The 12,929-nt window shown below is 39.5% G+C and carries 15 protein-coding genes; 8 read left to right on the top strand and 7 right to left on the bottom strand.

Going from position 1 to position 12,929, the window contains the following annotated elements; all coding sequences use genetic code 11:
- Positions 1-371: 371 nt before the first annotated feature.
- The 5 genes from H6G79_RS22005 (at position 372) to H6G79_RS22025 (ending at position 5,364) form a co-directional block, all read left to right on the top strand.
- Positions 372-1,145: an ABC transporter permease gene (locus H6G79_RS22005; protein ID WP_190591938.1), complete on the top strand. Its 774-nt coding sequence runs from the start codon at positions 372-374 to the stop codon at positions 1,143-1,145.
- A gap of 152 nt (positions 1,146-1,297) precedes the next feature.
- The gene (locus H6G79_RS22010) at positions 1,298-2,029 is read left to right on the top strand and encodes a hypothetical protein (protein WP_190591939.1); all 732 of its coding nucleotides are present in this window, start codon (positions 1,298-1,300) and stop codon (positions 2,027-2,029) included.
- Between the two features lie 146 nt (positions 2,030-2,175).
- Entirely contained in the window at positions 2,176-2,763 is a 588-nt protein-coding gene (locus H6G79_RS22015; protein ID WP_190591940.1) for a Uma2 family endonuclease, read from the top strand.
- Between the two features lie 528 nt (positions 2,764-3,291).
- Entirely contained in the window at positions 3,292-4,059 is a 768-nt protein-coding gene (locus H6G79_RS22020; protein ID WP_190591941.1) for a DUF1350 family protein, read from the top strand.
- A gap of 168 nt (positions 4,060-4,227) precedes the next feature.
- Positions 4,228-5,364 carry a PP2C family protein-serine/threonine phosphatase gene (locus H6G79_RS22025; protein WP_190591942.1) on the top strand — a complete coding sequence of 379 codons (1,137 nt, stop codon included), beginning with the start codon at positions 4,228-4,230 and terminating at the stop codon, positions 5,362-5,364.
- Here the strand turns inward: H6G79_RS22025 and H6G79_RS22030 are convergent, their stop codons facing one another.
- From H6G79_RS22030 to H6G79_RS22045, 5 genes are all read right to left on the bottom strand, one after another.
- Positions 5,365-5,691, bottom strand: a complete 327-nt coding sequence (locus H6G79_RS22030; protein ID WP_190591943.1) for an STAS domain-containing protein — start codon at positions 5,689-5,691, stop codon at positions 5,365-5,367.
- 375 nt (positions 5,692-6,066) lie between these two features.
- Positions 6,067-6,198, bottom strand: coding sequence for a hypothetical protein (locus H6G79_RS37430; protein WP_277877311.1), 132 nt, complete (start codon positions 6,196-6,198; stop codon positions 6,067-6,069).
- 44 nt (positions 6,199-6,242) lie between these two features.
- Positions 6,243-6,905 (bottom strand): nucleotide exchange factor GrpE, encoded by a 663-nt coding sequence (gene grpE / locus H6G79_RS22035; RefSeq protein WP_190591944.1) that lies wholly within the window; start codon positions 6,903-6,905, stop codon positions 6,243-6,245.
- Between the two features lie 80 nt (positions 6,906-6,985).
- Positions 6,986-7,477 (bottom strand): Dps family protein, encoded by a 492-nt coding sequence (locus H6G79_RS22040; RefSeq protein ID WP_190591945.1) that lies wholly within the window; start codon positions 7,475-7,477, stop codon positions 6,986-6,988.
- Between the two features lie 104 nt (positions 7,478-7,581).
- The gene (locus tag H6G79_RS22045; RefSeq protein ID WP_190591946.1) at positions 7,582-7,845 is read right to left on the bottom strand and encodes a ParB N-terminal domain-containing protein; all 264 of its coding nucleotides are present in this window, start codon (positions 7,843-7,845) and stop codon (positions 7,582-7,584) included.
- A 115-nt stretch (positions 7,846-7,960) separates the two neighbouring features.
- Here H6G79_RS22045 and H6G79_RS22050 point away from each other — a divergent pair, with 115 nt between their 5' ends.
- On the top strand, positions 7,961-9,628 hold the full coding sequence (locus tag H6G79_RS22050; RefSeq protein WP_190591947.1) for a SpoIID/LytB domain-containing protein: 1,668 nt from the start codon (positions 7,961-7,963) through the stop codon (positions 9,626-9,628).
- 193 nt (positions 9,629-9,821) lie between these two features.
- Here H6G79_RS22050 and H6G79_RS22055 read toward each other — a convergent pair whose 3' ends face one another.
- Positions 9,822-10,121, bottom strand: a complete 300-nt coding sequence (locus tag H6G79_RS22055; protein WP_190591948.1) for a ferredoxin — start codon at positions 10,119-10,121, stop codon at positions 9,822-9,824.
- A gap of 352 nt (positions 10,122-10,473) precedes the next feature.
- Positions 10,474-10,770, bottom strand: coding sequence for a ferredoxin (locus tag H6G79_RS22060; protein ID WP_190591949.1), 297 nt, complete (start codon positions 10,768-10,770; stop codon positions 10,474-10,476).
- Positions 10,771-11,122: 352 nt separating this feature from the next.
- Between H6G79_RS22060 and H6G79_RS22065 the strand changes: the two genes are divergently transcribed.
- Both H6G79_RS22065 and map read left to right on the top strand, forming a co-directional pair.
- On the top strand, positions 11,123-12,097 hold the full coding sequence (locus H6G79_RS22065; protein WP_190591950.1) for a Gfo/Idh/MocA family oxidoreductase: 975 nt from the start codon (positions 11,123-11,125) through the stop codon (positions 12,095-12,097).
- Between the two features lie 5 nt (positions 12,098-12,102).
- A complete protein-coding gene (gene map, locus H6G79_RS22070) occupies positions 12,103-12,873 on the top strand; it encodes a type I methionyl aminopeptidase (protein ID WP_190591951.1) in 771 nt (256 codons plus the stop codon).
- Positions 12,874-12,929 lie beyond the last annotated feature (56 nt).

Consider the following 12,929-nt stretch of genomic DNA (forward strand, 5'->3'; position numbering starts at 1 on the left):
AGCTAAAAGGTTACATTTTTTAAATAAATTCTCTTACCTTAGATAGTTGGTCTATTTATGATATTTTGCTAAAAAATCAGCCCAAACCAGCAATTACCCTGCATAATTAGAGTATAACCACCATCAGACTGCCAGCTTTTCAGGATGTAGTGCAGTATGCAAAATAATTTTTGAGTTTGTTTTGCTAAACTTCAAAACAAATAAAAAATCTATTTGATTAAGGTGTATAACTGCAAAAGTGTGGACAAGCACTTCCCTACCAGCAAAGTGCGTTTCTCTCCCTTGTCTCTTTTATCCACATATCAAACAGAACTGCGATATCTTTTATTCCCAATGATTCTGTGTCAAAACTCAGTCTGAAGGAGGGGAAATTGCCCCCGAAACAAAATCTCGAACAATTATGGATTGTACGTTGTGGTGCGGCTATTTTGCTGTTTGGTCAAGTTATACTTCATTTGCTTCAGGGAAAAGCTTACTATCGCAAAATTCTAGAACACATGGTGACAGCCGGGCCTGGTTCTATCTCGCCAGTGCTGCTGGTGAGTGGTTTTGCGGGGATGATTTTTACAATTCAAACCGCCAGAGAATTAGTTCAATTTGGTGCTGTGAGTGCGGTGGGGGGTGCGTTTGCTTTGGCTTTTTGCCGAGAATTAGCACCTATTTTGACGGCTAGTATTCTTGCAGGACAAGTCGGTTCTGCTTTTGCGGCTGAGTTGGGTGCAATGCGTGTTACAGAACAAATCGATGCACTTTACATGCTCAGAACTGATCCGATAGATTATTTAGTACTACCTAGAGTCATCGCCTGCTGTTTGATGATGCCTTTAATGATGATTTTTGCTTTAATTATCGGCATCATAGGCGGTGTATTTGCTGCATCACAGTTTTACCAGATTGTTCCAGAAGCCTTTTTAGAATCAGTCAGAAATTTTTTAGAACCCTCAGATTTAATGATTATTTTGTTAAAAGGATTCATTTTTGGAATTTTGGTGGCTGTTAATGGTTGCAGTTGGGGACTAACTACAAAAGGCGGTGCAAAGGAAGTTGGAGAATCAGCCACAACGGCAGTTGTTACTACTTGGGTATCAATTTTTATCATGGATTTTATCATCACTGTATTACTTTCTGGACAGCCTAATATTTAGTAATATTTCATTTTTTAAGTACTTCTGCGGAAGCAAAACTAGTGTTTTTATACTAACTTTCTCGAAGTAAAAAATTCTTGCCAAAATGACATTTGATTTAGCAATCTGGAAATTTGATTGTTATATTGTATTAAATGACTATGTAGCTAATTATGGGGAAAGCTGTGCGTGATGATTTACAGGGCTTAGAAATTAGTCAAAAAGAATTACAACAACTCACTAATTTGCCTGTCAAATATCAACTAGTTTTAATTACTAATCCTCTAAAAGAATTTAGTAAACAATTGGTATATAAAATGAAAGGTTCTGAAGGCGCTACAGTAGTCTTTATTAGCTTTTCTATATTTGTTTTCACTTATTTAATTCTGGATATTATTATTAAATTATTTGCCAATTGGCTCACGATTCCGTCTTGGATATTACTACTATTAATGTGTTTTTTCGGTAGTGCTGGCATACAGTTAATTTTCTATTTGCTGTGGCGCAATATTCAGAAAATATTAAAAGAGAATATGACTAGTTCTCTGCACATTCTCTTAAATGATGTTGACCGATATAATGCAGTGATTAAAGCCATAGATATTAATGACCAAATAGAAGCGGCGGGAAACCACGAAGTTAGTATTCAAGAACGAGAAAAAGTAATTGCTGCATTGCAATTTACTAGAGCCGATTTAGTACGAGCTTTGAAAACCGAAAGAATTCTGCGCGAAAATAAGAATTTTATTATTCATAATGCTGAATTATTTGCCAATAATTTAGCCGCTTTGGCAACAATGCAAGTTACAGAAAAAGCGAGTGAACATGGCAAGTTATTAAATGAAGCATTACAGATTGCTTTAGATGTGCAGTATGAAATGAAAAAATTGCAAAGTCAAGGATGAAGGTGAGACGGCAATTTTAGTGAGGGTGAAAAGGGAGACAAGGGAGACAAGGGGGACAAAGGGGACAAGGAAGATAGTCAATACTAGATTTTTGGGAACTTTTACTGTGACTGTTATAGTTGGAAGCAGGAGCTAAAATCATCGCTATGACTGCAACTACTAAGAAACTAACTTTTGCAGAGTATCTCAAGTATAGTGATGGCAAAGATACTCAATATGAATTAGTAGATGGAGAACTTATCCCCATGAGTCTTGGTACTGGCAAACATGACAGTATTTCCAAGTTTTTAGAAAGAACTTTTGATGATGAAAGTGCCAAGATGTGTAAGAATTGGACAGCACAAAAGTTCTCTGTGGGAGTGCGATCGCCACGCGGGGGACGTTGGGATACTTCACGCATTCCAGATGTAGTGGTGTTATTAACTGTGCAGTGGGAAGCAATGTTGAATCGAGAAGCTGTGATTGAACTTGATGAAACTCCTCCCATATTGGTTGTAGAAGTTGTCAGCGAATCGACTCAAACGACAGATTATCGCCACAAGCGTTCTGAGTATGCAGTGCGCGGAATTCCTGAATATTGGATTGTTGATCATCTTCAACAGGTAGTAACAGTATGCACGTTAGTAGAAGGTTTCTACGATGCTGTTGCATTCCGAGGAGAGGAACGGGTTATTTCTGCGACTTTCCCTGATTTGAATTTAAGTGCTGCACAAATTTTGGCAGGAAGGAACTGAGTTAAACGAGTTGAGTAAATCTGCGATCGCATTATTTTTTCTGTTGTTTAGTCTGCAAAGCTCAGTATTTCTCTGATTCTGACTCCTGATACTAATACCAATTCGCAATGACGCTCTCAGGCTCGCTAACGCTGCGCTAACGCAATTAAGAAATCTAGCTCCAGTAAGACTTTCCTGATTTCTATCTGTCGCATTCTTTTCTTAAATTGGTATAAGAGGATGTTTGGAAAGTCATGAAAGATACTAAAAACCCCTCTCCAAACCTCTCCCCGACGCGGAGAGAGGCTTTGAAACCCCCATTCCCTCGTGGGGGCTAGGGGGGTTAGGTTTTTCAGATTTTGATGTTAACAATAATACTTTTCAAACATCCTCTAAGTTGCGTTCAGAAATAGTATTCCTACTCCCCACTCCCTACTCCCTACTCCCAGCTCAAATTACTATCTTTGATTGCAACTTGGTATGAATTCCCCAGTGTCGCGGTTCCCAGTCTAATATAAAGAAGTGTAAATTAAGCGATCGCCTACAGGCATGGACTGGAAAGAAATTAGAGGTAACTGGGTACTGGTTCCCAAAAATCCTATAGGTATTGTCCATTTTTTAGGGGGTGCTTTTGTGGCTACTGCACCCCACCTAACTTACCGTTGGTTACTGGAAGAGGTAGCCAGTAAGGGATATCTTGTGATTGCGACTCCCTTTGTGAACACTTTAGATCACATAGCGATCGCCCAATCTGTTTTGTTAAACTTTGAACGCACCCTCGAACGCTTACACGACTCTGGTTTATTGCGTAAGCTGTATCTTCCTACTTATGGTATTGGCCATAGTATGGGTTGCAAACTCCATTTACTCATCGGTAGTTTGTATTCTGTAGAAAGAGCCGGAAATATCTTAATATCCTTTAATAATTATGCGGCTAAAGATGCTATTCCTTTAGTTGAGCAACTCAACTCTAGTTTGGCAATTGAGTTTACACCTTCGCCATTAGAAACTAATAAGATTGTCCAAGAAGGTTATAAAATCCGTCGGAATTTACTCATTAAATTCAATAACGATAACCTCGACCAATCAGCAGCTTTAACCAAAATTTTACAACAACGCTTTCCAGAAATGGTTACAGCACAAACCTTACCTGGAACTCATACAACTCCTCTCGGACAAGATATTCAATGGCAAATTGGTACTTCATTCACTCCTTTTGATGCTTTGGGACAATGGTTTAAGCAAGAAGTTTACCGCGATTTACATCAACTTAAGCGTGCTATTCTTCTCTGGATGAATCCTTTATCGCCACCGTAATTGTTGATATGTTCCTGAACAGATATGGCATTCCTAAAGATACCTGATTTTTTTGATAAATTCGGGTATCTGACAGCAAATAACTTTAGGAAAGTTGAGAAATTTTAAATTTGTTAGTTTGTTGATTTTTTATGATATCAAATAATAATTAATTATATCAAAATTTTTATGTTACAAATATTAGTAATCGATGATGATCCAACAATACAAGTATTTCTCAAAAGGCTGTTAGAAAAACAAGGGTATGAGGTGATTACAGCCTGTAATGGCGAAGAAGGCATTGAGAAAGCGATCGCCTACCATCCAGCCCTAATTATTTGTGATTGGATTATGCCTGGATTAAACGGGCTGGAAGTATGTAATTATATTAAGAATGATCCGAATTTATCCACCAGTTTTTTTATTTTATTAACATCATTAGATTCGGTTGCCGATCGCGTTAAGGGTTTAGATGCTGGTGCTGATGATTTTATCACTAAACCTATCGAGCAGAACGAATTAAAAGCCAGAGTTAGGGCTGGATTAAGACTCCATCAATTAAGTCGAGATTTACAAATTCAAAAGCAGCTTTTAGAAACAGAACTAGCACAAGCGGCTGAATATGTGCGCTCACTTTTACCTTTACCAACCACAGAACCATTTAAGATTAATTCCTGCTTTATTCCTTCACGGCAACTTGGTGGTGATTGTTTTGATTATTATTGGTTGGATGATGATTATTTGGCAGTTTATTTATTAGATACAGCCGGACATGGACTTAGGGCTACTCTCCCATCTATTTCGGTGTTAAATTTACTGCGATCGCGGGCTTTAAAAAGTTTAAATTACTATCAACCGAGTGATGTTCTGCGCGGATTAAATGAAACCTTCCAGATAGATTATCAAAATGATAAATACTTTACCATTTGGTATGGAGTTTATCACAAAGTCACCCAGCAGTTAGTTTATGCTAGTGCTGGGCATCCGCCAGCCGTATTAGTATCTGGCAAATCCCCAAAAAATCCCGAAGTGCAGCTATTGAGAACTCCTGGTATGCCCGTGGGGATGTTTCCTGAAGCAAAATATGTTGATGCTTGTTGTCAAATTACTGACTTTAGCAATCTCTATATTTTTAGTGATGGGGCTTACGAAATCACCAAAACTGATGGAACTCTTTGGAGTTTAGATGGGTTAATTCAAATATTAGTCAGCATACAAAATACCTTTGATTGCCCACTAGAACAAGTGCTAAATTACCTAATTGCTTTAAACTCCAAAGAGAATTTTGATGATGACTTATCAATCTTACAAATTCAATTTCAGTAATTAATTTTTAGAAAGTACAACTTGATGAAATTCATCTTGGCTAGGAAAAATTTCAAAAACTTTATCCATACCAGTCAATTCAAATAAAATTCTCACTTGTTCATTAATAGAACAAAGCACTAATTTTGTACCTGTAGCTCTTAATGTTTTGAAAGCTAAAACTAAAGCCCCCAGGGCTGAACTATCCATAAATGTCACATCTTGGCAGTCAACTAGCACAATTTTTGCACCAGTTCCTTGAAGTTCAGTAATATTTTCTCTAAGAATTTGTGAATTGTTAGTGTTGATAATACCATTGAGCTTTACAACTTGTACTTGATTATCCATAGTATTTCCCCATTGTTGTATGAAAAGATGCTGATTTTGTTAGTATTATATACTAATAGCCATTTTGAGCAGAATAAAAGTCATTAATACTAGTATTTGCTAAATTGATGGCATTATTTTGGCGATGTAACGGTTGATAATACATCCTCAATTTTATTTAAGAAGTATCCATAATTTCATTTATCAAGGTTAATAAATACCCAAACATTGCTGTATTCAGAGTACCGTAACTTAAATTACAAAATTATATTTTTGTAGTTAAGTTTTGCAGAATTGCCATCAAAAAGAGTTAGATATATGAACATAACCGAGAAGTAAAACTAATTTTTGTATCAATCGCGCCAGAATATGTAGCAATCTTATTTGATTTCTCAACTACTCGTTTAGGTAGAGAATCAGGAAGGGTATAGTAAATAAGATGGAGAGTCCCTGAATAAATTTACGGAGATTTGCAGCAGCGATCGCCTCGACTTTCTTAGTATTCCCAATATTTGTAATTTTTTTCACAAAATTCCGTTCAGTAATCAATTAAAAATTTAAATATCATTGCCTCAACCTGAATCAATGGGACTTACGGTGACTCGATAAAGTAATTTATCGCCTTGCAAGTAGCCACTGTAGCGGACTTTGACTAATTCACCAGGCTGTGCATTTCCTTTGCTTAATTGATGTTTTTGGGGATCATAGGGGATTTCTGCGCCGATTGGTGCGATCGCTTCTATCTCCCAGGCTTGTAACAGTTTTTTGAGTGAGTTTTCGATTAATGGTAGTATCTTCACCGCTTCCAACTGAGGATTTTCCCGTGCTTTTTGAGCCGCAGCCGGAAACTGCAATAATAAAGATTCCAGCAGTTGCAAACTCGACTGCTGGAATTCTTGGAGTAATAACTCTCGTTGTTGTTTGATTTGTAATTGCGATCGCTGGTATTCGGTTTTTAAATCAGCAATCTCTTGCAACATCTGTTGAGTAGCAACTTGATCAGCTTGATTCAACTCCAGAGATGAAAAAGCTGTAACCAGTTCATTTAACGACACCTGGAGAACAGAAGCCAACTTGAGTAACACATCAACTCTGATTTGTTCTACCTCTCCCCGTCGTAACCGCAATATTTGCCGTTCGGAGACACCGGTCGCTTTACTCAAAGCTTTAAAACTTGTAATCCCGACTTTTTGGGATAAATCTTGCAGTTTTTGCGTGAAATCAAGATTTGCCATCGCTCAGGAAAGAATAAAGGCTTAAGGATGAAGTATGAAACTCATACTTAAAATACTTCACGCTTCATCCTTCACATTCCTTATTCTTCCAGCAAACTTCTCAACATCCAAGCAGTTTTTTCATGGACTTGCATACGCTGAGTTAACAAATCGGCTGTGGGTTCGTCGTTGACTTCATCTACTATAGGAAAAATCGATCGCGCAGTTCGCACTACCGCTTCTTGTCCTTCCACCAGCAACTGAATCATCTCCTTAGCCTTGGGTACTCCTGGGGTTTCGGGAATGGAACTGAGTTTGGCATATTCGCTATAAGTTCCAGGTGCGGGATAACCCAAAGCCCGGATGCGTTCAGCAATTAAATCCACGGCTAAAGCTAGTTCTGTATACTGAGTCTCAAACATCAGGTGTAATGTTTGAAACATTGGCCCAGTAACATTCCAGTGGAAGTTATGAGTTTTAAGATACAGTGTATAAGTGTCTGCCAATAGACGGGACAATCCTTCGGCAATTTTGGTTCTATTTTCTTCGTCGATGCCAATATTTACATTTTTTACTGTTGCTTGAGATGACATAATTTTCTCCTAAACTTATTATTTGAGGATGAGGGGCTAAAAATGATGAAGTTCAAAGGCTGAATTATGAAATTCCATACTTCACCTTCATACTTTATACTTCTTTACGCTAAGTGCATCTTGAGAACGCTGCGAGGAGCTTTACGGACTCTGGCTAATATGGTTTCTTGTCCTAAACGCTGACAAGCTTCATAACGATGGCAGCCAGAAAAGCCATAATATTGGCCGTCTACTTCTAAAACATCGATGGGTTCTTGCTGTCCAATCTCCGCAATGGATTCCATTAAGGCTTTGACCTTGTTGGGATCGTTAACACGGGGTAGGGGACGTTTAATTTGATTTAAGGGAATTTCTTGGACTTTAGCCATCAGGAGTTAATCCAACTAATTCTGTTCTGTGCCTATAGATAAATCATAGTCGTTATGACTTTGATTTGCAAGTAATTTAGGTAGCTAAATTGGCAATGGTACTATTGGAGCGTTCATGCGACAAAACCACTACGCTACAAAGCAAATGGTAACTCTGCCCCAGCGCAATACGAAAAGGCAGAATCAAGTCACAGTCGAATTTTCGTTTTGGCGTTTGTCTTACACAGTAGTAACGACATTTTGCCTATTGGGGCTGACAGCCGCATCCGGGCCGGGAAGTAACAGCCAAGATGTAGAATTAAGAGTCGGAATTATTCAGAGATTTGGCGAAAAATCCACAGCCAAGCTGCAACTAGAACCGACAAAAGGCGATCGCTTGCGGTTAAGCTTTCCTCTAGGTAACAAGCAACAGACCATAGTCACTGACAAACCTGTAAAACTAGAAACAGTGATGCAAGCTGTGGCTAAACCTGTAGTTCAGGAAGTAGTGGTTTTAGGGACATACCGTACCTTTGAAACAGCAGAAGACAGTGCCAAAAAATGGCGATCGCAAGGGGTAGAAGTAGAAATTGCCCAGCCAGAACGTTGGCAAGTTTGGGCCAAGCGGGATGTTTACAGCACAGCTTTATTGCGTCGCTTGTTATTTGAGAACTTGCAAAAGTCTGGCGCAAAAATGGCATATATCGATACGAAAGTGCAGAAAGAAGTACCGCAAATCAGTTGGGTAGTAAATGGTAAACGTTACAACCCGATGAACTTAGCCATCAGCGCCGATAAAAACTTAATTCGCATCAACAAAGGTGAAAAATCGGGAACTGGGCGGGTGTATGCGGGGCGAATGGCGTTGCAGCCCAACGCTTACGGTACATATACATTAGTCAATGAAGTCTCCTTAGAAACGTATTTACGTGGTGTTGTTCCCAACGAAATTGGGTCAGATGCGCCCAAAGCCGCCTTAGAAGCCCAAGCAATTTTAGCCCGTACCTACGCTTTAAGAAATTTGCGGAGATTTGCTGTTGATAACTACCAATTGTGTGCTGATACCCACTGTCAAGTTTATTATGGGCTGAGTGGGGCAACTAGCAAAACCGATCAAGCGATCGCGGCGACTAGAGGCATGGTAGTAACTTATAACAACCAATTAATTGATGCCTTGTATTCTTCTACAACCGGGGGTGTCACAGCCTTTTTTAGTGATGTCTGGAATGGGGAAGATCGTCCTTATTTAAAACCAGTAGTTGATACGCCGATTAATTTTTGGGACTTATCACAACAGAGTTTGGCTGATGAAGAGAACTTCCGCAAATTTATTAACATGAAGCAAGGCTTCAATGAAAGCAACTGGGATGTATTTCGCTGGAATAAAGAAACTTCCATCGAAGATATAGCCAAAGATTTACAAAAATTCTTGCGCGTCAAAAACAGCCCCTACGCTAAATTTAAAACCATTGAAGCGATCGCAGTCACCAAACGTAGTCACAGTGGGCGTATCCTCGATTTAGCAGTCAAAACCGATATCGGCGTATTTACCTTACACAAAGATGAAGTACGCAGTGCCTTTGCTGCACCTGTGAGTACATTGTTTTACTTACAACCCTTAAATAAAGGCCAAGCCGAACTATGGGGTTACGCCTTTATTGGTGGAGGACTAGGACATGGTGTTGGCTTGAGTCAAACTGGCGCACAAAACTTAGCCAAACTGGGCTGGGAAACGTCAAAAATTCTCCAGTTTTACTATCCAGGGACGAAAATTCAAATCTTCAACGACAAGATTAAGTTGTAAATCGGGCTGATTGACATCAACTTATACTCTAATGACTTACGCCAGCAAACAAAAAATGTAAGAAGTTAGAAAGGTGTAGGGGTGTATGTATCCAAAGCCCTTACACCGTTCGGCTGACGCTCACGGCGAAGCCCCATACCCTTATACCCCTATACCTAATCTCCACAGACAAACTTTGTACGTAAATCCTCTATTAGTAGAGTTCTTCTTCTTTGTGAGTTTGGATTGTAACATCAGAGGTAGGATAAGCTACACAAGTTAGTACATATCCAGCTTCGATTTGATCATCATCTAAGAAAGACTGATCGGACTGGTCAACAGTACCACTTACCAACTTACCTGCACAGGTGGAGCAAGCACCAGCACGGCAAGAGTAAGGTAAATCTAAACCTTGGTCTTCAGCCACATCTAAAATATATTCATCATCTTTAACATCAATTGTCTTTTCATTGCCTTCTTGATCTATCAGAGTAACTTTGTAAGTAGTTGCCATTTCAGTTTCCTCTCTTTTTTAAACGGCGGTATAAGTTATGCTAAAGCAGCACTCACGGCTGAACTGATCAAATTAGCCGTCTATGCAAATTTCCTTCAACTTTGATACTAAGGGAAAATTTAAACCTTGTAACCGGAAATTGAATGCGATTAGGAATGAAATTTACTTATATATAAGTAATAAGTTTAATTTATGACTACCAACTTGTAGGTGAGCAGAAAAAACAGGAACGCACCTTTTAATCAGGGTACATTCCTGCTAATTTTTATTTGCTCTAATACTCAAGTCCTTACGTTGCAGTTACACATCTCACTTAAATCAATAACCTGTAAGAACTGATAGAACTTAACTTTTAGTAGAGGTCTTCTTCTTTGTGGGTTTCGATTACAACATCAGAGGTAGGATAAGCTACACAAGTCAGGACATAGCCTTTTTCGATTTGATCGTCATCCAAGAAAGACTGATCAGACTGGTCAACAGTACCAGAAACAAGTTTACCTGCACAGGTAGAGCAAGCACCAGCACGGCAAGAATAAGGTAAATCCAACCCTTTGTCTTCAGCAATATCTAAAATATATTCATCATCAGGAACTTCAATTGTGGTTTTATTACCTTCTTGGTCTATCAGTGTAACATTGTAAGTTGCCATTTCAGGATTCCTCTCTTTTGTAAACGGCAGTATAAGTTATGCTAAAGCAATACTTACGGCTTAACTTATAGGATTAGCCGGTCATGAAAATTTACTTCAATTCTGATACTACGGGAAAAACTAAACCTTGTAACTGGAAATTCAACGCGATTAGTAATGAAATTTAGTTACATCAAAATAATAAGTTTCATTTATACTTGAGAGTCAAAATAGGGGCGTGGAGAGTACGGATATGCAGAATGCAAGGGGCTTAGGGGTGTAAGGGTTTGTGGCGGAAGGGTTTTAGATACATACACCCCTGTTTCCTGTGAAAATCATGTATAATTCAGAGGCAGTTTTGGGACAAGCATAAGTGCGCGTCGGCTTGGTAGGTACTGGGTATGCAGCAAAACTCAGGGCAGAAGCACTGCTGCAAGATGAGAGAAGCCATCTCGTTGCAGTGGTTGGTCATACCCCAGAAACAACAGAAATTTTCGCAAAAGAATATCAAACCTCAGCTTTAAATTCTTGGCAAGAGTTAGTAGCGCGGGAAGATGTGGATATGGTGGTGATCTCCACAGTGAATCGAGATCATGGAGCGATCGCCCGTGCTGCCCTGACCCACGGCAAGCATGTAATTGTAGAATATCCTCTAGCAGTGGATTTCACAGAAGCCGAGGAGATTATCGCCTTAGCCAAAGCCCAAAAGAAATTACTGCATGTAGAACATATAGAACTTTTGGGTGGCTTACACCAAGCTTTAAAACAAAACTTAGAGCAAGTGGGGGACGTGTTTTATGTCCGCTACAGCACGATTAATCCCCAAAATCCGGCTCCGCGCAAATGGACTTATAATCATGAATTATTTGGCTTTCCGTTGATTGGAGCAATTTCTCGGTTACATCGCCTGATTGATTTGTTCGGTAAAGTCTTTACAGTTAACTGTCATCAGCGATATTGGGCAGTAGAATCAGAGTACTACCAAACTTGTATGTGTGTGAGTCAACTGTGCTTTCACAGTGGACTGTTAGCCCAAGTAATTTACGGCAAAGGTGAAACAATTTGGCAGCCAGAGCGAAAATTTGAGGTTCACGGCGAAAAAGGCGGTTTAATTTTTGATGGTAATACTGGCTACTTAATTAAATCAGGAGAAACCACAGCCATAGATTTGGGAACACGCCGGGGTTTGTTTGCCAAAGATACAACTATGGTCTTAGACCATTTGTTTGATGATGCTCCGTTGTATGTCACTCCCGAAGCAAGTTTATACACGCTCAAGGTGGCAGATGCTGTCCAAAGAGCAGCAAACTCAGGTTTAACTATATTTTTGAATGATGCTTTAGATTAATGCCCATGAAAACCGAAACAATTGTTATTTTATCCTCAAGAGAAATTGAAAAAATGCGTCGGGCAGGACGCTTGGCGGCTAAACTTCTAGAGCATCTGGAACCACTAGTGAAACCTGGGGTAAGTACACTGGAACTCAATGATGAAGCGGAACGTTGGACACAAGCGCACAATGCTAAAAGCGCACCCTTGGGTTACAAGGGTTTCCCAAAATCAATCTGCACCAGCGTGAATGAGGTCATCTGTCATGGCATTCCCAATGCTAAACAAATCCTCAAAGACGGTGACATTATTAATATCGATGTTACGCCGATTGTAGATGGATATCACGGTGATACATCAAAAACATTTATTGTTGGTAATGCTGCTGCTAAAACGCAACAATTGGTAGAAGTAACTCAAGAGTGCCTATATCGTGGAATCGCGGAAGTCAAACCAGGCGCAAAGGTTGGTGATATTGGCGCAGCGATTCAAGAATATGCAGAGTCTCAGGGTTTTTCTGTGGTGCGGGATTTTGTCGGACATGGCATTAGTAATATTTTCCATACAGCGCCTGACATACCCCATTATGGGACTCGCGGTAAAGGTAAGCGTCTCAGACCTGGAATGGTATTTACCATTGAGCCGATGATTAATGAAGGCACTTGGGAAGTAGAAATGTTGAGTGATGGTTGGACGGCTGTAACACACGATCGCAAGTTGTCAGCCCAATTTGAACATACAATTGTGGTGACAGAAGATGGGGTAGAAATTCTGACTCTGCCTGAAGCTGAGTAAAGGCTCTAGACCGCTTGGGCGTTTGCTAGTATATGAAGTAAAAAGCTGATGAGGTC

This window comes from Anabaena sp. FACHB-83 (assembly GCF_014697485.1).
Lineage (GTDB): Bacteria > Cyanobacteriota > Cyanobacteriia > Cyanobacteriales > Nostocaceae > Nostoc_B.

Excerpts from the sequence above, each read along its gene's own strand:
- map (WP_190591951.1), top strand. The coding sequence starts at position 12,103 with ATGAAAACCGAAACAATTGTTATTTTATCCTCAAGAGAAATTGAAAAA.
- H6G79_RS22030 (WP_190591943.1), bottom strand. The coding sequence starts at position 5,691 with ATGGATAATCAAGTACAAGTTGTAAAGCTCAATGGTATTATCAACACT.
- H6G79_RS22045 (WP_190591946.1), bottom strand. The coding sequence starts at position 7,845 with ATGGCTAAAGTCCAAGAAATTCCCTTAAATCAAATTAAACGTCCCCTA.
- H6G79_RS22025 (WP_190591942.1), top strand. The coding sequence starts at position 4,228 with ATGTTACAAATATTAGTAATCGATGATGATCCAACAATACAAGTATTT.
- H6G79_RS22015 (WP_190591940.1), top strand. The coding sequence starts at position 2,176 with ATGACTGCAACTACTAAGAAACTAACTTTTGCAGAGTATCTCAAGTAT.
- H6G79_RS22010 (WP_190591939.1), top strand. The coding sequence starts at position 1,298 with ATGGGGAAAGCTGTGCGTGATGATTTACAGGGCTTAGAAATTAGTCAA.
- H6G79_RS22060 (WP_190591949.1), bottom strand. The coding sequence starts at position 10,770 with ATGGCAACTTACAATGTTACACTGATAGACCAAGAAGGTAATAAAACC.
- H6G79_RS22040 (WP_190591945.1), bottom strand. The coding sequence starts at position 7,477 with ATGTCATCTCAAGCAACAGTAAAAAATGTAAATATTGGCATCGACGAA.
- grpE (WP_190591944.1), bottom strand. The coding sequence starts at position 6,905 with ATGGCAAATCTTGATTTCACGCAAAAACTGCAAGATTTATCCCAAAAA.
- H6G79_RS22055 (WP_190591948.1), bottom strand. The coding sequence starts at position 10,121 with ATGGCAACTACTTACAAAGTTACTCTGATAGATCAAGAAGGCAATGAA.
- H6G79_RS22020 (WP_190591941.1), top strand. The coding sequence starts at position 3,292 with ATGGACTGGAAAGAAATTAGAGGTAACTGGGTACTGGTTCCCAAAAAT.
- H6G79_RS22050 (WP_190591947.1), top strand. The coding sequence starts at position 7,961 with ATGCGACAAAACCACTACGCTACAAAGCAAATGGTAACTCTGCCCCAG.